This is a genomic window from Allobosea sp. FG18 (assembly GCF_057809495.1).
The window spans coordinates 25,704-42,613 of record NZ_JBMDKB010000007.1; the positions used below are offsets into that span (position 1 = coordinate 25,704).

Sequence of the window (16,910 nt, forward strand, 5' to 3'; positions counted from 1 at the left end):
TCGGGTTCAGGCCTTCGAAAACCCGGACTAAGGCCTGACGCCATAACCCGGGATTTCGCGCGGCCTAGGCGTCGACCTGGGCCAAATCGCTATTTTCGACCACGAATAGGCGCCTATTCTCCGGATCATCGCCCATAAGGGAACTGACACGCTGCTCGGCGTCCTCCACGTCCTTCAGGGTGATCTGCCTCAGGACGCGAACGGACGGGTCGAGCGTTGTCGCGCGGAGCTGGTCGGGGTTCATTTCGCCCAGGCCTTTGTAGCGCTGGATCGTCGCGCCCTCGGAACCCCAGGCTTTCGCCGTTCGCACAAGTTCCAGCGGGCCGTTGATCGTCACGACCTCGGAACCCGATCGAAGCGTCATCTCGCCCTTGTACGCGGCGTTTAGCGCTCCCATCCGCTTCACCAGTTCGTTGCCGATGGAGAGCTTGGACAGCTCGGAGCGGACGCGGAACGTCGTCATGACGCCGTTCCTTGCCTTCCGCGTCAGCTCATAGCCGTCGTCGCTGAGACGCCCGCTCCAGGCAAGGCCCGACTGCTTGGCGAGAAGGCCCGCGACGAACTCGGCGGCAGCGAGCGTCGACTTCTCCTCTCTGAATACGTAGGGGCTGCAGCCTCCCCAGATTGCGAGCGCCGTCGAGAGCTCCGGGCAGTCGATGTTGATGTCGAGCTTCTCGATGAGCTCCGCGTCCTTGCTCGCCTGGAGGGCAAAAGCCACCAGCTCAGCGCCCTTGAGGACACTGCCATCCGCGCGGCTGAGCTCGGCGCCGTCGAGGCCCGCCTCGAAGAGGTGCTTGGCGAGGGCGGCTTCGTCCTTGAGGTAGATGCGGTCCTTGGAACGCTTGCGCTGGACACTGAAGAGCGGCGGTTGGGCAGCGTAGATGTAGCCGGCCTCGATGAGCGGCCGCATCTGACGGAAGAAGAACGTCAGGAGCAGCGTGCGGATGTGGGCGCCGTCGACGTCGGCGTCCGTCATGATGATGATCTTGTGGTAGCGCACCTTGCTGGGGTCGAATTCGGTCGAGATGCCGGCGCCGAGCGCGGTGATGAGGGTGCCGACCTGCTCGTTCTGGAGCACCTTGTCGAAGCGAGCCCTCTCCACGTTGAGGATCTTGCCGCGCAGCGGCAGGATCGCCTGGAACTCGCGGAAGCGGCCTTGCTTGGCCGAGCCACCCGCCGAGTCACCCTCGACAATAAACAGCTCGGACTTAGCCGGATCGCGTTCCTGGCAGTCAGCGAGTTTGCCCGGGAGCGATGTCACCGACAGCGCGCTCTTTCGGGTAAGCTCGCGGGCGCGGCGTGCAGCCTCACGCCCCTCCGCGGCTTCGCAGATCTTGGCGACGACCTGCTTGGCTTCGGCCGGATTCTCGTCCAGCCACACTGCCACCGCCTCGCCGACGATCTGCTGCACCGGGTTGGTGACTTCCGACGAGACCAGCTTGTCCTTGGTCTGCGAGGAGTACTTCGGATCGGGCATCTTGACGGAGATGACCGCAGTGAGGCCCTCGCGGATGTCCTCTGCCGTGATCTCCGCGCGCAGCTTCTTGCCGGGAGGATTGGCCTCGATATAGGCCTGAATGGCCTTCGTCATGGCGCCGCGGAAGCCAGCGACGTGGGTGCCGTGGTCCTTCTGGGGGATGGTGTTCGTGAACGCCAGCAGCGACTCGTTGTAGCCGTCGTTCCACTGCAGGGCTGCTTCCGCCTTGACGATGCCGCGCTCGCCCTTGGCGGTGATCGGCGCCTTCAGGAGGGACTTCTTCGATCCATCGCGATAACGGACAAACTCACTGAGGCCGCCGCTGTAGTGCAGCGTCAGCGGAGCCGAGCCATCTCGCTCGTCGGTGAAGACGATCGTCAGGGTCGGATTGAGGAAGGCGAGCTCGCGAAGGCGTCGCTCAACGATCGCGCGATCGAATTTTGTGACGCCCGTGAAGGTCTTCGGGGAAGGGAAGAAGCGCACGGTGGTGCCGGTACCCTCGACACCTTCGGCGACGACCCGAAGTTGCTCTACTGTTTCGCCGTCCTCGAAGGCCATGAAGTGCTCGCGGCCGTCGCGCTTGACGCGAACCTCAAGCCGAGACGAAAGAGCGTTCACGACCGAGATGCCGACGCCGTGCAAGCCGCCCGACACCTCGTAGGAGGCTTGGTCGAACTTACCGCCCGCGTGCAGCTGGGTCATGATGACTTCGACCGCGGGAATGCCTTCCTCGGGGTGGATCGCGACCGGAATGCCGCGGCCCTGGTCGGAGACCATAACGCCACCATCTGCAGTCAGCGTGACGCCGACCACGAGGCCATGGCCGGCGAGGTGCTCGTCGATCGCGTTGTCGACGCCTTCCCAGATCATGTGGTGCAGGCCGGAACCATCATCGGTGTCGCCGATGTACATGCCCGGGCGCTTACGGACCGCATCGAGTCCCTTCAGGACCTTGATGGACGCCGCGCCATACTCGGCCTGAGGCTGGACGGGCACGGGCATCTCGATCGGCGTGGGCTGAAGCAGTTGCATCTCTGGTCCTGACGGATTCGAAAAGGAATTCACCGTCGACCATGGGTGCGATGAAGGAATGGGTCAATTATCAATGAACCGCCATCCACCGCGCACTGAACCGGGGACGAGCATCGAAGGATTGTTGAAGGATTCGCGCTTCTATCGGACAATCCGCGCATCGATTGGAGGAAGTTCCGTTGTCCGTGGGTGTCATCTCAAAGCCGTCGCTGCGCCTCTCGCAGCGCCAGGTCACCATCTATCTCCCGGAAGCTGAAGCAGACGCGGTCCGGGTGCGCGCGGCTTCTCTTGGCGAGACGCTGCAGGAGACGGTGGCAAAGGCGATCAACCGTCGTCTCAAGCAGGATGGTTTCAACCCGATTCTCAGCGAGGTCCGCATCTCGCATTTCGTCCGCAAACAGCAGGCAGCGGCCGTGCGAAAGGTCGAAGGCCATACGACGGCCCGGCAGGGTACGAAGGTCATGGCCGGCTGGTTCGACCGGAAGGAAACGGCGCTCTTGGCCTCGGCATGCGCCGAACTCGGGCTCTCCTCTCAGCAGGTGGGGTACGAAGGGATGATGCTGCTTCTGGGAGAGCGGAACACCGTCAGCGCAGCATGACCTGGGACGATGACCTCCCCCGCAAGCGTCCGCTGGCATCTCGCAGGGTCATCGCGAGTCTTCCTGCTCACATCGCCTGCTCTGCCTTCTTGACGCTCGACGGCAAAGCCGTCGTCACACGTCATATCGACCTCAGCGACAGGCTGGAGGGCGAAAAGCACACGATGACGCTCGAACTGAGTAGCAGTCCCTATCACGTACGATACGACGACACCTACGACCAAGGCGACGGCACAACGGCGTTCATGGCGTTCGTCGGCTGGGTCACCGGCGCCATAGCCAACCCCTACCTTCGAAACCCCTTCTCGCGCGACGAGATCGCGAGGATGGAAACGCGATGGCAACCCGTGCTTGAGGCCCTTGTTTTTCAAGAGCGAGATCAAGGGTGGACGGTATCGTTCGGTGCTGTTGAGGTCGGATGGATACGGCGCGCACGCGATGGAGGGTTCGAGTGGCGGTTCGGAGGGCGCACGAGCCGGGCGACAACTGCCGATGAGGCGGAAGCACGCCTGAAGTCGGCTTGGGCGCGCTCGATCTATGAGCTGGCTCGCGTCCAGGCCTGACGGTTCAAGATGGTGGATGGCGGGGCCGCAACAAGAAATTCGAGTCGAATCCTATCTCGCGCTCGGATACCAAGGACCGTCCGATTTTAGTTCTTGGTTTGCCCATGCGCGAGTCAATCGCCATCCTCACGCCCTCGTCCCACCGCCTTGAGCGATTGGTGGGCCTGCGTGAGCGGCTCGACAATCTGCTGGAGGATGCTTCCTCTAAGGTCGGACACCCGCTGATCGCCAAATGCCGCGCCGTCGCCGCTGCCCATCCGTTTCCTTCTGAGCCGATCCGCGTGGAGGCGATGTACCTCTATCGAAAGACGGTCGGGCACAGAGTAGTCGACAAACTCTCGGCCATCGGCATCGCCCACGCCCTCGTCAATCGGAAATCACAGAAGATTGTCGTTCTCGGCAACATGCCGAAGGCAGTTGCATCGCGCGCGGCCTGCGGCGCGTCTCCAATCGCCGGTTTTCGAAGGATCCTGTCGAGAACGAGCGCATCGCCACGGACCTCGGTAACGTTCTTCAGACCTGGTCCTTGCGCTTCGTCGCGGGGCAGGGCGCCGCCTGGCATAGCGCCCTCGTGGTCCGCGTTCCGCAGCGTGCGGACGAGACGCATGGCACCAGGTTTCATTTTTTCGTCGCGATGGATGAGCTCGGCAGCGTCACGCGCGAGCTCTACCTGCCTGATGCTGCGCAGTTGCCCGTTCCTCTGAGCGATGATGGCGACGCTGCGCTGCGCTCGCTTGTCAGCCAAGCGCTTGTCCAAAATATGCAGGAGAAGTTTCCGGACCTGACGCCGGACGAGAACCTATTCGTCCTCGGCATGAGCATGAGACCACCGCTCGATATCGAACGCTTCACCGGGTTCGGCGAGACGGTCAAAGTCATGCTGATGCGAGGGGAGCGCGCAGCGCTCGCACGCTTCCGACGGTCATTTGCCGGCGCGATCATCGAGCACGCCGCGCGTAGTCAGCGCCCATTTGCCGACAGGCTTGGCGCTGTCGGTTTCTTCAGGGCGAGAGCGGGCTGGAACGCCACTGACTATCAGCTCGCCCAAGAGCTGAGAAAGACGCTTCCTTGGCTGGAATGGCGCCATCTTCTCTATGCACCCGTCCAGGCCGGCTTCCGGGCCAGGAAACCGCTGGCGAGCTTCATTCCCACCCTGTTCGGGCTGGAGGGACTGCACCGGAAAACGCTGAAGGCGCTTGTTGGGGTCAGGCTCGGGGACGGGTTCCGCTACGAAGTCTTGGAGCAAGGCGTACATGCGTACGAGAAGCTCCTGTCAGCGGACCCTCATGCGCCTGTCCCATCCGGACGCGAGTTCAAAACGCTCGCTTGGATGGCAAGCAACTTCGGCGAGGTCGACGCACTTGGCTTCAACCGCGTGGTCAAATGCTACCGCGATGAGCGGGGCCTGATCAGCAGCGCAAAAGCGAACAACGCGCCCAGCGTCTTCCGCTGGATCAGCGGCCAGATCGCTACGGCGACAGGGATTGAGCTGATCTGGGCCCGCAAAGCTGGACTGCAGGTCGTCTTCCCGGAAAACCGCGACCTAGACGGGCTCGATAAGCTCGACCGGGACTGGCACCTGGTTTCGAGGTCCCTGTCTGACGCCGAAAGACGAGACAATGACTGGGCGCGGACGCAGTGCATGCCCGACACGGAAGTGATCGAGGAGCTGACCGCGCAACTTTACCCGCATCTCATCGCGGAACCGAAGCGCTTCGGTGAGGTGACCTTCACGCCGCTGGTTACGACCGAGCAGTTCTTCGCGGAGGGCAAGGAGATGCTCCACTGCGTTGCAACCTACGCCGGCGACGCGGCAGTCGGGCGCTCGCTGATCCTCGGGCTTTCATCGCCAGCGGGCCGGAGCACGCTTGAGCTCGTCCTGCATCTTTGCGAACAGACCGGTTACCGCCTTGCGGTCCAACAGCTCCAGGGCGTCAACAACGGTGACCCGCCGGTGGACCACGTCCCTGCTGTTGTGGAGTTCGCGAAGGCATTCGAGATCGAGGATCTCGAAGCCCTTCTCGTGCGCATCCAGGCAGCCCACAAGGCGGGTGAAGAGCTTGCGGCGGTCGGAACGCCCACGCCCGAGATGAAGGCCTGGCTCGCAAGCCGGGCAATGGACCGGGTTCGCCCCTTCTTGCCCCGCAGCTGGCGTCGGCTGGATGGTCAGCAACTGCGCGACCTCATCAACACCGAGATCAGCACGCCAGCCGTACGCGAAGCGGCCATCGCTAGAATACGGGCCGCAGTGGCCCTCCAACGGGAAGCTCCTCTCCATGCAGCATGATACCCTCGCGGCGCCAACGGCCACCTCGATTTTTACCAATCCGATCCTCGACCGCCTCCGCCAGGAGGGCTGGACCGTCGCATCCCACTGCGACGTTGTCGGGTCGAACGGAAAGAGCACCTCCGTCTGGCTCTTCACCCATCCCTGTGGCCTCTACCTGCGAGGTGAGGGCGCAACCGACTGCGAGGCCATCGCGAAGGTCGAATCCCAGACACTGACGGATCCGCTGATTGGAACCATGGTGGCGATGAAGAAGCGGATCCAAAGCCTCGAAAAGGCCGCCGATCGCATCATGCCATATCTTCGATACACGGTCGGCCCGGAAAGCCCGGGCCATCATCCGACGATGCCATCGGCCGTTGGCGCCTTCAGCTACGCCGTGAAGGCGGATGCTGGCCTGAATGATCGCATAATGGGGGCGATCGCCAAACAGGTGGCGTCCCATGCAGCCAAGCCCGAGCTCGAAGCTGGCGACCTGAAGCAGCCCGATGAATATTTGCGGGGTTTCCGCGAGGGCGTGGCCGCATCGAGCGCGTATTGTGACGCCCTCGTGAAGGCAGCACGCGTCCAGACGCAGGAACCTGCCTGACATGGATGCGACGCAGCAGCCAGTGGCACGGCCCGAGATCACAGAGAACTATCTGGGCAGGATCCTCGCACCTCTCTTGATGAGCCTTAACACCCAACCGCCGATGTCCGGCGACGCTCGCGATCGGCTATCGCCTCTGCAGCGTAGCTATCTGGACGAGGCGGTCACGCGGCTTTGGAAAGACCTCTCCCCGGCGCTGATCGAGCTTAAGCAGCTACGAGAAGAACGCGCAGATGGCTTCTCGAAAGCTCTAGCGGATGCACGCTCAGAGCGCTTCAGGCAGTGCGATGCGGATCCCCGCATCTTTGTCCGTCGCCTGCGCGAGCTGGATCCGGAGGATCCCGGAGAGCTAACCGATCTCGGCTTTCAGCTGACGGAAGGCACAGCGACGGAAATCCTCGCCGAGCGGGAGAAGCGCGCTGCCGACCGGGCGTCGGACACCGCGCGCACGTCCGCCAGTGAAGCTGCCGCCGAGATCGTCGAGCTGATGGCCGATGGCTCGGATGTGGCTGCGATGCGCGAAACCGACGAGACCAAGATCATTGCCCATCGCGAGGCTGAAGATCGCCTGCGAGAAGCGGCGCGCCGCATCCGAGCGCACGCGGAGAGCGTATGACCGGCGCCGTCGTTGTCGACGCCTGGACGCTTGCCTTCCACAGAGGAGGCAAGATGTTCGGCCGTGGCGAGCAGGAGCCAACCAGGCCCAACGACGACGACAACTGCCTCGAGGAGAACGGGGCGCTTTGGCTTGGTTTCATGCTGGCCCGATTCCGGGCTTTTGAGGAGCGGAGGCGCGTAAGGCGGCTCCTGGAGCTGCCCGACGAAGACTAGCGACCGAGTTTGCTCTTCATATCCCGGAACGCCTTCTGCAGCGGGCCAGAGCTCGCATCGGGTATCTCGACCGCCAGAACGACGTAAAGGTCGCCTCGGCCGCCACCCATCCGGTTGATGCCCTTGCCCTTGGCCTTCAGACGCTTGCCGCTCGGAGTTCCTGCAGCGATCTGGAGGTTGAGAACCTCTCCTGCGAGACCCTGGATCGGGACATCACACCCGAGCGCGGCGTCCCACACCGGTATCGTGAGATCGACAAAGACATCGTCTCCGCGGCGGGATAGGTGATGTCCACTTCGAACGAACACGGTGACGCGCAGATCGCGATTGCCGCCGCGATAGGGGCAGGAGACGCTGAATCCGGTGTCGACGCCCTTCGGGATTCGGACTAGCCCATAGCGTCCCTCTAAGGCACCGCGGCCTTCGCAAGCGCTACACTGCGCCCAGGTGACCGCGCCTGTACCGGAGCAATCCTGGCAACTAGTCTGGACGGAGACGATCCCCTTGCCCTGGCGGTAGGCGCCGGCGCCCGCACATCCGGGGCAGGTAACGGGACCGCTGCACTCGACGAGGCCGTGCCCCTTGCAACCGGAGCAAAGGATCGCTTTCGGATCGAGGCGGAACGAACCGCCGCTATGGGCCTCGTCCATCGAAAGGCTGATTTCGCGATCGACACGGAGGCGCTCCGCGCGAACGTGTTCTTTCCGACGGCTCGCACGATGCATGTTGTCGAAGACACGCGTGAAGGCGTGCTCGAAACCACCTTGGAAATTCGGATGGGACGCGGCCGGTGCAGCGACCACATTTCGTCGAATGTGGTCAATCGCGGCCGAGATTTCCTCAAAGCGATTGCGGTCACCGCCCGCGTCCGGATGGTGGCGCTTCGCCAGCCGACGAAAAGCCTCCTCCGCTTCCTCACGGCCGGCACCATTGGAGATGCCGAGGACCCCGAAAGGATCCAGCCCGCGGAGCATCAGCGTGCCCGAGCCTTGGGCATCCCAATGTGACGGATGCTCCAGGTCCCAAATCCGGCGACGCCCGCGCCGATATAGGCGAGAGCGAGGGTCGGAGCGACGGTATCGATAGGAGCCCAACCGAGCGCGGCCGAGACGGCAATCGAAAGACCAGCGCAAATCGCGAAAGTCGACGCGATCAAAACCGAGCGTTGCGAGCCGAGAGTCGCCCCGACCATCATCGCCAGAATGGCAGCCACGGCGAGGAGGACATGGTCAAGATAGCGGAGATCCTGCAGCGCGGGTTTGAGCACCGGCGCCTCCACCATCAGGCCGTACAGGCCGACGAGCGCGCCCGCTGCCAGGCTCACCCGGCTGATCACGCTGGGGCGCCCCCGGTTGAGCCACCCAGATAGACCGAAGACGAGAGCCAAAGCCGCGGCGGTGGGCCCGAGCAGGCCGTAGACCAGCGCCTGCATCCCCTGGGGAACGCGGCGATCGGGAAGAAATTCCGACGCGGCAACCACAGTCGGCGCGCGCAGCCGGACCGCGTCGAGAGCGCTGGTGATCCCGGCGATGCGGCTCATCAGAACCGGGATTTCGATCACTTCCCATGATGCCAGAAGATGGCAGCCTGCGGTGAGCCGCACCGTCATGTTGCCTTGCACCCGGACACCGTCGTTGCTCTGCTGACGGGAAGACAGCGTCCAGGACACCGGATCGTACGGAAAGATACCCCTCTGGAGCTCCAGTCCAGGCTTGGTGCGCGCCGCCACCTCGCGATCGAGTCGGCGTTCGAGATCCTTCACGAAATCTGCCCGTGAAATCGCCTCGGCGGGAACCGACTGCAGCGCAAAGGCGACTGACAACCGGGAATCGTCGGGATGGACGAAAGCGATCGCGTCGGAGCTCGGAGAGGCCACGCGAACCATCTTGTCCGAGAGGAAACTCGCGTTCGAAACGAGCTTCTGCAGCTGAATTCCCGAACACGATCCTTGCGCTGCCTCAGCAGCCATCGAGCCCAGACCAAGAACCATCGCGGCGAGGGCTGCGATCACGTTTTTCATTATGAGCCTCTCGCGACGGGTTGGAATCGCGGTTTCATCCAAGAATCGAAGGATAAGAGGCAAGGTGCATGCGACGCAAGAATCGTCGTCGCTCAAAATCATGGATAGGGTGCATGGATCATTGACACTCGCATGGTCAATCCTAATGGTGCTGAAGGATTGAAGGATGGTTCCCTCAAATGATGCGTCGCCCACCGCCGCCGCCCGCGGCCCGCAGACCGACAGCGCCACGCCCTGCGACTTCACAGGGTGAGCTCTTTGGCGCCTCCGGCCCGGCGCTGCCCCAACCGACGCAGCCCTCACCCGCTCGCCGTTCGCCGCCGCCGGCACGTCCCAGCCAGCGTCCGCCGTCAACCTCGTTTGGCGATCGACGCGCTGTTCCGCAGGCGCCCGCGGTGATGCAACAGACATCGCCTGCCGCGGTCCTGAATCAGCCGTCGCGCCTTCCGCCTAAGGCCGCGTCCGGCCTCGCCGCCCTGCGCTCTTCTGAGCCGGACGATTACGACGACGAGGACTATGCTGCCCCGGAGGTTTCGGAGGCACCGAAGCAGGCAGAGGTCGAAGCCGACCTGGAAGCCAAGGTGCGCATCCGCCGAGTTCTCTACTCGGCTGAGGACGGCTATCGCGTGATGCTCGTCACGAAGGGCAAGGACAAGTTCAAGGTCATCACGAACTTTGCCCAGGGCACCGAGATCGGTGACGAGGTCATGATCCGCGGAAAATGGGGCACCAGCCGCGGTGAGCGGGTCTTCAATGCGGTCGCGGTGGTCGGCGAAATGCCCCGGTCCGCGATGGGCGTCGTCTACTGGATCAAGAAAAGCAAGATCCCGGGGGTCGGCGCCGCAACAGCGGACGCGCTCGGGAAGCATTTCGGTGTCCGCCTGATTGACGTCGTCACTCAGCCAGAGATTCTCGTCGAGGCCGACATCCCCCTCGAAAAGGCGAAGGCGATCGCCGAAGCTTGGCTCACCAATGCCATGCGCCCCGAAACCGTCGCCTTCCTGGCGGAGCACGGCCTGAATTCCCGCCAGATCAAGAACGTGATGGAGGTCCTGGGTGAGACCGCGAGGCAGAAGATCGCGGAAAATCCCTGGAGCCTTTCCGAGCTCATCGAGGGCGTTGGGTTCGCGACGGCTGACCGGATCGGAGCTATCGAAGGACATGCCAAGGATTCCCCGCTTCGCATGCGAGCGGGGCTTCGTCATACCCTGATCGCTGCGAAGCGAGACGGTCACTGCGGCCTTCCGGTGGACGTCCTCGTCGAGAAGGCAGCGATGCTTCTCCAGCATCCGAAGCCGATCGTCCATAAATACCTGGACCTGGCGCTCGATGGCCACGCTGCGGTGTTGGACGAGGAGACCGGGCTCGCCGTCTCATTGAAGGTGCGCGCTGTCGAGCAGCGCGTTGCTCGGGATCTCGCTCGCCTACTGAATTGCGGCGCTTACGAGCACGATGAGGCGTTGGCGGCCATTCGGCTGGCCGAAACACAGATGCATATCACGCTGGATCCGAGCCAACGTGAGGCGGCCGTCAATGCTCTGACCCACGCCGTCAGCGTCATCACCGGTGGCCCCGGCACGGGTAAATCGACAACCCAAAAGGTCATCGTTCAAGCCCTCAGCAACTTCAAGCGCGACATCGCCCTCGTTGCGCCTACCGGGCGCGCCGCGAAGCGCCTGGCCGAGGTCTCGGGTCGCGAGGCTTCGACCTGCCACAGGCTGCTGCGCGTCCAGGAAGGCGCCTTCGTCCATGACGCGCACAATCCTTTTCCGAACAATTGGTTCATCGTCGACGAGTTCTCGATGGTGGATGTCGACCTCGCTTGCAGCTTCATCCAGGCGATCGCTAGCGACAGCGGGCTGACGATCGTCGGTGACGTCGACCAGCTACCGTCGGTGGGCGCCGGCCAGGTTCTTCGAGATCTCATCGATTCGGGGGTGATCCCGACGTCGCGCCTGGAGGTCGTCCACCGCCAGGGCAATGACTCAGCGATCGTGACGGCTGCCCACCGCGTGAACAATGGCCTCACTCCCCTCCCGGCCGATGTCTACACAGCCAAGGGTTTCAAGGTGATGCCCATCGAGCAGCCGGAGGAGATCCTGGGCAAGGTCATCTCCCTGCTTAAGGATGTGCTGCCGGCTCGCGGCGTCGACCCGCTGCGCGACGTGCATGTGATGACGCCGATGCGCCCGCGCGAGATCGGCGTCGACAAGCTCAATGAGGCGATCAAGGCGGCCCTCAATCCGGCCATCGAGGATGACCCGAACTCGGTCACGATCGGGAAGACGACCTACACGGTCGGCGACCGCATCATGCAGCAGCGCAACGACTACTCGAAGGGGATCTTCAACGGCGAGGTTGGCTTCGTCTGCCATGTCGGGCACCGCCCAGACGAGGAAAATGGCAAGCCGCTGCCCTTCATCGTGGTCGAGTATCCGGAAGCCAAGGCGACCTACGGCAAGTCGGATATCGAGGACATCGAGCTCGCCTACGCCACGACGGTGCACAAGAGCCAGGGCTGCGAAGCCCCAGTGGTCATCTTCGCCGCGCACCGCAGCCAGATGTTCATGCTTCGCCGGAACCTCTTCTACACGGCGATCACCCGCGCCAAGCAGCTGTGCGTCGTGATCGGCGCCGACGAGTGCATCGAGCGGGCTGCTGCGACGATTGATCTTGACCGCCGCTACACCGGCCTCGCGAAGCGCCTGCAGAGTGAGATGGCGATCGAGCCTGAGCTCGATGAGGGCATCGATCACATGGTACCGGCGATGGTGCCGGGGGGCTTCCTTCAGATCGACGAACCTTGAAGGGCGGAATCATCGCCCTTTCAAATCAGAAGCTGGGAGAGGGCGCCGGGACCAGGCGCTGATGGAGCTCCACGCGCCACGCATAGTCGAGCGCGTCGACATCTTGGGTCGCGATCAATCCGCGATCGTCCGCGGCCGGCAGGCGTCCAAAGAAAGCAGAGGCGGCCGCGACCAGCTCAACGCGTTCGACCTGGTCAGCGCCATAGGTGGCGCGGATCTCGCGACCCACGGCGGTCTGGCCGGCGGAGACACGAGCGTCGCTCAGCGCCAGGAAATCGGCGTGGTCCATGCCGAGGATCTCTTCCGTCACATCGATACCCACGATGGCGCCGTTCTTGAGATGAACAGAGGCTTCGATGACGTTCGGCAGGACCCGGAGCGGCTCACAGAGGTCGACGGGGATCTCGGGGCCGCTGGCCAAACGCAGGAAGCCGCGCAGACGCCCGTCGCCGACCATGGCTGAGGTATAGAAGCGCTCACCGAAGCGCTCGGCGAGTACGATATCGCCATCCTCGATCGCGGAGGGGTTGGGCGGGAGCGAAACAAGCTCATACCGGCCGTCGGAAAAGAGAATACCCCGCGCCGGGATGACGCCGCCTTCGAGAACGAGGCTAGCGTCGACGGCGCGGGGCTTGGTGATGGGATCCATCACGATCACATACCTGGGCGCATGCCGGGCGCGCGACGTGGCGGGGGCGGGGCGGCACGTCCAGGCAGCGGGCGAGCACCGGGGCGAGCCTGAGGTGCCGGATTGAATGGCTTCTCCTCAGCAGCCGTCACCTCGGGGGTCGACGGCTCTTCTTTGGCCTCAGCGGTCGCATCAGGTGCGTCGCCGAAGGTCTGGTCGTCATCCTCGGTCGCTTCGTCGCTCGCCTCGACGGCAGGAGCATGCTCGGCCGCGGCTTCCGCGTCAGGAGTGGCTTCGACAGTCGCTTCGGCCTCGGCGGCGTTCTCTACCACTTCAGCAGTCGCACTCACCCCAGCCGGTTCCGCCGGTGAGGGCTCGGCAACCGCCACCCCGTCGGACGCACCGCGGGCAGCGTCCGCCTCACGAATGCGCTGGGCCGCCGCTTCCTCGGGGCCCGCGTTGAGTTCGGCCGGCGGATCCATCTCCGCAGCGGGGATCTCGACGCGCAGAGAAGGCGCCGGAACGCGAGCGATGCTTGCCGCCAGCCCTTCCAGCATGCGGTAGGCACCGTCCAGATCGCCGGCCTCGCGTGCACGGTGTGCGGCCGCCAGAGTGATCGCGGCATCCAGGCGCGTGCGGGCCGCCTCGAGGCTCGGTCCACTGAGGAAGTTGAAGGACTTGATGATGAACTTGTTCTCGACATAGGTCGAGCCGTCACGCCGGGTCTTGTCCGTGGATTTGGTATAGCCCGAGCAGTCGATGAATGCGCGGCGCGAGGCGAGATCCTCGTCGGCCTGCGTCAGGTTCTCGATCTTGGCGGAAAGAGCCTCCGCGACCGAATCCCAGGCCATCGCCTTGACCCACTCGCCGGAATCGGAGCGCCCGAGAATCGAGAGATAGGGGCGATCCTTGTAGAGGCCCATCTGCGGGCGGCTCAGCTGCATTACGATCTTCATTGGATGCTCCGCACCGGAATTAGCTCATCCACGGGAATCTGCGTTGACTCCATGAAAGTCACCATCATCGGGCAAGGAGAAATGTGGACGTCGCCTTCAGTCCCATGGATAGTCATTCGAGAGTCGAAGGAATCTTGTTGGAGTGACGTGATGAAAATCCTGACCAGCCTGGCGACGGCCGCGCTCGTCCTGATCGGTGCCGCGGGCGCCTCGGCCCAGACCAAGGGCTGGGAGACCTGGACGAAGGGTGAGGAGTGCTTCGCGCTGCTCGGCATGGCCGCGGACAACGAAGCGCCCGTGCGCCCGCTTGGGCGCCCGTACATCGCCATCAAGAACGCCCCCAAGCTCGACAACTTCAACGGCGTGGTGATCGTCTCCGGCTATGGCGAAGACACCGGCGAAGAAGGAACCATCGACATCGATGGCAAGGAGTTCAGCTTGCTGATTTTCAAGGGCGCCGGCTTCGTGCGATCGGGCGAGCCTGAGGAGCGCCTTGTCTCGGCTCTGGAGCAGGGCAAAGAAGCCCGCGTCACCTGGCTGCGCAAGGACGGCATGATCGTCCAGAACTATCGCCTGGAAGGCTTCCCTGTGGCGAAGAAGACGATCGATGCGGCTTGCCCGAAGCCCGGCGCGAGGCCGGCTGCTGCCGAGGCGGCGGCGAAGCCCGAGACCACGAAGGTCAAGCGCTGAGGAAATCCTCGCGCATGAAGGCGTTGAAGGCGTCAGCGAGCGCCATGAAGGTCCGCCCGCTGAGTCTGCGATACTCCCGAAGATCCGCCTGAGGCGCGACGGCGCCTTCCTGGATGTAATTGCGGCTCTCCACGAGCTGGTTATTGACGACAATCCGGAACTGGATCGAAACCGGCGGCGTGACCATGAACACGAGGTCCACCGCCGAGGCTCGCGCCTCCCAGGTCACTCCGGTCGTCTTGAAGTGCTGGTCGACCTGGCCGTTCACATAGCGCTCGATGAGTGCAGCGACGGCACTGATCCCGTCGGTCTCGGGAAGGGTGTCCAGAAGACCACCGGTGGAGTGCTGTGCGAGCTTGGTGTTCGCGAATTGATCATGAGCCTCGACCGCATGGAACGGCCGAGGCGTCGCCGCCATCGCCACCATGGCCCGGGCGGCGTCGAGTGGGGTCATATCGGCGGCTGCGCGCCCCCGGCCAGACTTTGACAGCAGCTTGGCCTCGCGCAGCTGACGCATGAAGATCACCGCCGTCGAGGCGGGGACCCCCATCACGTTGGACAATGTCTCGCTGAGCGTTCTCGGCAGCAACCTTCTGGCCTCTCCATCGGACTTCCACACCGATGAAACTAGCCAGTCGGAGAAAGCGGCGCCACGAATTGTATTTGGCTATCCACCAAAGGATTGCATGCCGGGTCTTTCAAGCCGGGCGGGAACATCCGATCGTCGATTCCAATCTGATGCCAGTAGGCCGCGAAAGAATCGATGCGCCATATTCGAATCACACAACTCGACGGAAAGCTGCCGAACCTCGCCTTGATGAAGATCTCGGCCTGGCATCGCGCCCGAGGCGACGTGATCCACTTCACCAGGTCGCCATACCGTCATCTCGACGAGCCTGCCTATGACGCAGTCTATGGTGGTGCGATCTTCAAGTTCTCGGAGGAGCGGGTTCGTCGCTTCGAGGCCGAATGGCCAGGCGCTCTGCTGGGCGGGACGGGAAGCGGCCGCCTCGCCACCGTCGAGGATATCCCTGGCTTCGTCGAAAGTGGCCTCGATTACGAGCTCTATCCGAATTTCAATGCCAGCATCGGCTTCACCCAGCGCGGCTGCAGGCTTTCGTGCAAATTCTGTGTCGTGCCCGGAAAGGAGGGTAAGCCGCGTTCAGTCGCTTCGATCACTGACATCTGGCGCGGCGACCCGTGGCCGCGGAACCTTCACCTGCTCGACAACGACTTCTTCGGGGCGCCGGACTGGGCGGAGCGGATGTCCGAGATCCGCACTGGGGGCTTCAAGGTGAGCTTCACTCAAGGGATCAATGTCCGCGCGATGACGGACGAGGTCGCTGCAGCGCTAGCGTCGGTTGAATACCGCGATGACGGCTTTACCAAGCGCCGGCTCTACACCGCCTGGGACAATCTCAAGGACGAGGAGGTCTTCTTCCGCGGCGTTGACACGCTGGAACGCCACGGCGTACCGCCTTCCCACCTGATGACATTCATGCTGGTCGGCTTCGACAAGAAGGAAACCTGGGAGCGCATATTCCATCGGTTCGACCGCATGGTCGCACGTGGGATCCGTCCCTATCCGATGGTTTTCGACCAGAGCCGGAGAGACCTTAAGAGGTTCCAGCGTTGGGTCGTGACGGGGCTGTATCGAGCAGTCCCGTGGAAGTCCTACGATGGCGGCTACAAGGCGAGCCGCGTCGTTGGCCCCGATCAGGGCGATCTTTTTGCAACGGCCTCGTGACTTGCAATCACGAGGCCGGAGCGGTCCGGGTCAGTGCAGACCGGGGGCCTGGGTCATCTCCAGGCGGGCTTCATAGTGAGCGACCGCGTGGTGGATGTCGACGCCACCGCCGAGGAAGTCGAAGGTTCCTCCCGTCACGGTCGCGAAGCCCTCGTCATCGAGAGTGATCTCGGCATCCTCGGAGAAGAAGGCGCCGAAGCCCCAGCTTCCGGTCCGCGAGGTGACGGCCTCCATCTTGAACACGCCGCCGGCCCCGGCGCGATAGACCGCTCCGTCGCCGCCGATCGCCCAGCCTTCATCCTCGCGCACATAGTTCGCAAGGGCCGCAATGCGGAGGTTCTCGGCCCGCGCGCTTTCGAGACTGGTGTCCCCATCGGCGCGGACGAAGCCGTAGGTCTTCGAGAGCCGGTCGACGAAGTCGTCGGCGAAGATACCGTCTGCGAGCGCCTGGCTCATGATCGCGAGGTGCGGGTCGATGTCGTTGTGGACCTTCATGAAGCCCACGCCGAAGCTCGCCGCCATGCTCCCGTTGACCGCCTTCATGTATTCCGCCTTCTCGACGTTGATCTGGCGTCCGTTCATCGATTCGTCTCCGCTTCGGCAGTTTGTCCCAAGCAGCGTGAAAGCGGTCCTTGAAATGCACAACAAGAATCCACGAAAATCTTTTCGGGACGCGCAGCGCGC

At 63.4% G+C, this 16,910-nt stretch carries 17 protein-coding genes; 9 read left to right on the top strand and 8 right to left on the bottom strand.

Features of this window, described 5'->3' with window-relative positions; all coding sequences use genetic code 11:
* Positions 1–64: 64 nt before the first annotated feature.
* Complete coding sequence (locus ACODTJ_RS09635) at positions 65–2,509, bottom strand: DNA gyrase subunit B (protein WP_488848326.1); 2,445 nt, start codon at positions 2,507–2,509, stop codon at positions 65–67.
* Between the two features lie 164 nt (positions 2,510–2,673).
* On the opposite strand from ACODTJ_RS09635, the gene ACODTJ_RS09640 reads away from it, so the two are divergent.
* Both ACODTJ_RS09640 and ACODTJ_RS09645 read left to right on the top strand, forming a co-directional pair.
* Positions 2,674–3,108, top strand: coding sequence for a hypothetical protein (locus tag ACODTJ_RS09640; RefSeq protein WP_488848328.1), 435 nt, complete (start codon positions 2,674–2,676; stop codon positions 3,106–3,108).
* On the top strand, positions 3,105–3,671 hold the full coding sequence (locus ACODTJ_RS09645; protein WP_488848330.1) for a hypothetical protein: 567 nt from the start codon (positions 3,105–3,107) through the stop codon (positions 3,669–3,671). The genes ACODTJ_RS09640 and ACODTJ_RS09645 overlap by 4 nt, the downstream gene beginning before the upstream one ends.
* 113 nt (positions 3,672–3,784) lie before the next feature.
* On the opposite strand, the gene ACODTJ_RS09650 is transcribed toward ACODTJ_RS09645, so the two are convergent.
* Positions 3,785–3,928 carry a hypothetical protein gene (locus tag ACODTJ_RS09650; RefSeq protein WP_488848332.1) on the bottom strand — a complete coding sequence of 48 codons (144 nt, stop codon included), beginning with the start codon at positions 3,926–3,928 and terminating at the stop codon, positions 3,785–3,787.
* A gap of 269 nt (positions 3,929–4,197) precedes the next feature.
* Between ACODTJ_RS09650 and ACODTJ_RS09655 the strand changes: the two genes are divergently transcribed.
* The 4 genes from ACODTJ_RS09655 to ACODTJ_RS09670 are packed head-to-tail and all read left to right on the top strand — an operon-like array spanning position 4,198 to position 7,378.
* The gene (locus ACODTJ_RS09655) at positions 4,198–5,958 is read left to right on the top strand and encodes a PcfJ domain-containing protein (RefSeq protein WP_488848334.1); all 1,761 of its coding nucleotides are present in this window, start codon (positions 4,198–4,200) and stop codon (positions 5,956–5,958) included.
* Complete coding sequence (locus ACODTJ_RS09660) at positions 5,948–6,547, top strand: hypothetical protein (protein WP_488848336.1); 600 nt, start codon at positions 5,948–5,950, stop codon at positions 6,545–6,547. The genes ACODTJ_RS09655 and ACODTJ_RS09660 overlap by 11 nt, the downstream gene beginning before the upstream one ends.
* Before the next feature lies 1 nt (position 6,548).
* Positions 6,549–7,163 carry a hypothetical protein gene (locus ACODTJ_RS09665; RefSeq protein ID WP_488848337.1) on the top strand — a complete coding sequence of 205 codons (615 nt, stop codon included), beginning with the start codon at positions 6,549–6,551 and terminating at the stop codon, positions 7,161–7,163.
* Positions 7,160–7,378 (top strand): hypothetical protein, encoded by a 219-nt coding sequence (locus tag ACODTJ_RS09670; RefSeq protein WP_488848338.1) that lies wholly within the window; start codon positions 7,160–7,162, stop codon positions 7,376–7,378. The genes ACODTJ_RS09665 and ACODTJ_RS09670 overlap by 4 nt, the downstream gene beginning before the upstream one ends.
* Here the strand turns inward: ACODTJ_RS09670 and ACODTJ_RS09675 are convergent.
* On the bottom strand, positions 7,375–8,352 hold the full coding sequence (locus tag ACODTJ_RS09675) for a DnaJ C-terminal domain-containing protein (protein ID WP_488848339.1): 978 nt from the start codon (positions 8,350–8,352) through the stop codon (positions 7,375–7,377). The two genes, ACODTJ_RS09670 and ACODTJ_RS09675, sit on opposite strands and share 4 nt — an antisense overlap.
* On the bottom strand, positions 8,352–9,398 hold the full coding sequence (locus ACODTJ_RS09680; RefSeq protein WP_488848340.1) for a hypothetical protein: 1,047 nt from the start codon (positions 9,396–9,398) through the stop codon (positions 8,352–8,354). Before ACODTJ_RS09680 ends, ACODTJ_RS09675 begins: the two co-directional genes overlap by 1 nt.
* A gap of 182 nt (positions 9,399–9,580) precedes the next feature.
* Here ACODTJ_RS09680 and recD2 point away from each other — a divergent pair, with 182 nt between their 5' ends.
* Entirely contained in the window at positions 9,581–12,205 is a 2,625-nt protein-coding gene (gene recD2, locus ACODTJ_RS09685; RefSeq protein WP_488848342.1) for an SF1B family DNA helicase RecD2, read from the top strand.
* A 25-nt stretch (positions 12,206–12,230) separates the two neighbouring features.
* On the opposite strand, the gene ACODTJ_RS09690 is transcribed toward recD2, so the two are convergent.
* The gene (locus ACODTJ_RS09690) at positions 12,231–12,857 is read right to left on the bottom strand and encodes a hypothetical protein (RefSeq protein ID WP_488848344.1); all 627 of its coding nucleotides are present in this window, start codon (positions 12,855–12,857) and stop codon (positions 12,231–12,233) included.
* A gap of 2 nt (positions 12,858–12,859) precedes the next feature.
* Entirely contained in the window at positions 12,860–13,789 is a 930-nt protein-coding gene (locus ACODTJ_RS09695) for a hypothetical protein (RefSeq protein WP_488848346.1), read from the bottom strand.
* Between the two features lie 150 nt (positions 13,790–13,939).
* Between ACODTJ_RS09695 and ACODTJ_RS09700 the strand changes: the two genes are divergently transcribed.
* Complete coding sequence (locus ACODTJ_RS09700) at positions 13,940–14,479, top strand: hypothetical protein (RefSeq protein ID WP_488848348.1); 540 nt, start codon at positions 13,940–13,942, stop codon at positions 14,477–14,479.
* On the opposite strand, the gene ACODTJ_RS09705 is transcribed toward ACODTJ_RS09700, so the two are convergent.
* The gene (locus tag ACODTJ_RS09705; protein WP_488848350.1) at positions 14,469–15,068 is read right to left on the bottom strand and encodes a hypothetical protein; all 600 of its coding nucleotides are present in this window, start codon (positions 15,066–15,068) and stop codon (positions 14,469–14,471) included. The two genes, ACODTJ_RS09700 and ACODTJ_RS09705, sit on opposite strands and share 11 nt — an antisense overlap.
* 228 nt (positions 15,069–15,296) lie before the next feature.
* Between ACODTJ_RS09705 and ACODTJ_RS09710 the strand changes: the two genes are divergently transcribed.
* The gene (locus ACODTJ_RS09710; RefSeq protein ID WP_488848655.1) at positions 15,297–16,226 is read left to right on the top strand and encodes a radical SAM protein; all 930 of its coding nucleotides are present in this window, start codon (positions 15,297–15,299) and stop codon (positions 16,224–16,226) included.
* 30 nt (positions 16,227–16,256) lie between these two features.
* Here ACODTJ_RS09710 and ACODTJ_RS09715 read toward each other — a convergent pair whose 3' ends face one another.
* Positions 16,257–16,808: a hypothetical protein gene (locus ACODTJ_RS09715; RefSeq protein ID WP_488848352.1), complete on the bottom strand. Its 552-nt coding sequence runs from the start codon at positions 16,806–16,808 to the stop codon at positions 16,257–16,259.
* Positions 16,809–16,910: the final 102 nt, after the last annotated feature.

Bases quoted from the DNA above. Each gene is read 5' to 3' on its own strand.
- ACODTJ_RS09635 (WP_488848326.1), bottom strand. From the start codon at position 2,509: ATGCAACTGCTTCAGCCCACGCCGATCGAGATGCCCGTGCCCGTCCAG.
- ACODTJ_RS09650 (WP_488848332.1), bottom strand. From the start codon at position 3,928: ATGGGCAGCGGCGACGGCGCGGCATTTGGCGATCAGCGGGTGTCCGAC.
- ACODTJ_RS09710 (WP_488848655.1), top strand. From the start codon at position 15,297: ATGAAGATCTCGGCCTGGCATCGCGCCCGAGGCGACGTGATCCACTTC.
- ACODTJ_RS09700 (WP_488848348.1), top strand. From the start codon at position 13,940: ATGAAAATCCTGACCAGCCTGGCGACGGCCGCGCTCGTCCTGATCGGT.
- ACODTJ_RS09645 (WP_488848330.1), top strand. From the start codon at position 3,105: ATGACCTGGGACGATGACCTCCCCCGCAAGCGTCCGCTGGCATCTCGC.
- ACODTJ_RS09675 (WP_488848339.1), bottom strand. From the start codon at position 8,352: ATGCTCCGCGGGCTGGATCCTTTCGGGGTCCTCGGCATCTCCAATGGT.
- ACODTJ_RS09715 (WP_488848352.1), bottom strand. From the start codon at position 16,808: ATGAACGGACGCCAGATCAACGTCGAGAAGGCGGAATACATGAAGGCG.
- ACODTJ_RS09680 (WP_488848340.1), bottom strand. From the start codon at position 9,398: ATGAAAAACGTGATCGCAGCCCTCGCCGCGATGGTTCTTGGTCTGGGC.
- ACODTJ_RS09660 (WP_488848336.1), top strand. From the start codon at position 5,948: ATGCAGCATGATACCCTCGCGGCGCCAACGGCCACCTCGATTTTTACC.
- recD2 (WP_488848342.1), top strand. From the start codon at position 9,581: ATGCGTCGCCCACCGCCGCCGCCCGCGGCCCGCAGACCGACAGCGCCA.
- ACODTJ_RS09695 (WP_488848346.1), bottom strand. From the start codon at position 13,789: ATGAAGATCGTAATGCAGCTGAGCCGCCCGCAGATGGGCCTCTACAAG.
- ACODTJ_RS09665 (WP_488848337.1), top strand. From the start codon at position 6,549: ATGGATGCGACGCAGCAGCCAGTGGCACGGCCCGAGATCACAGAGAAC.
- ACODTJ_RS09670 (WP_488848338.1), top strand. From the start codon at position 7,160: ATGACCGGCGCCGTCGTTGTCGACGCCTGGACGCTTGCCTTCCACAGA.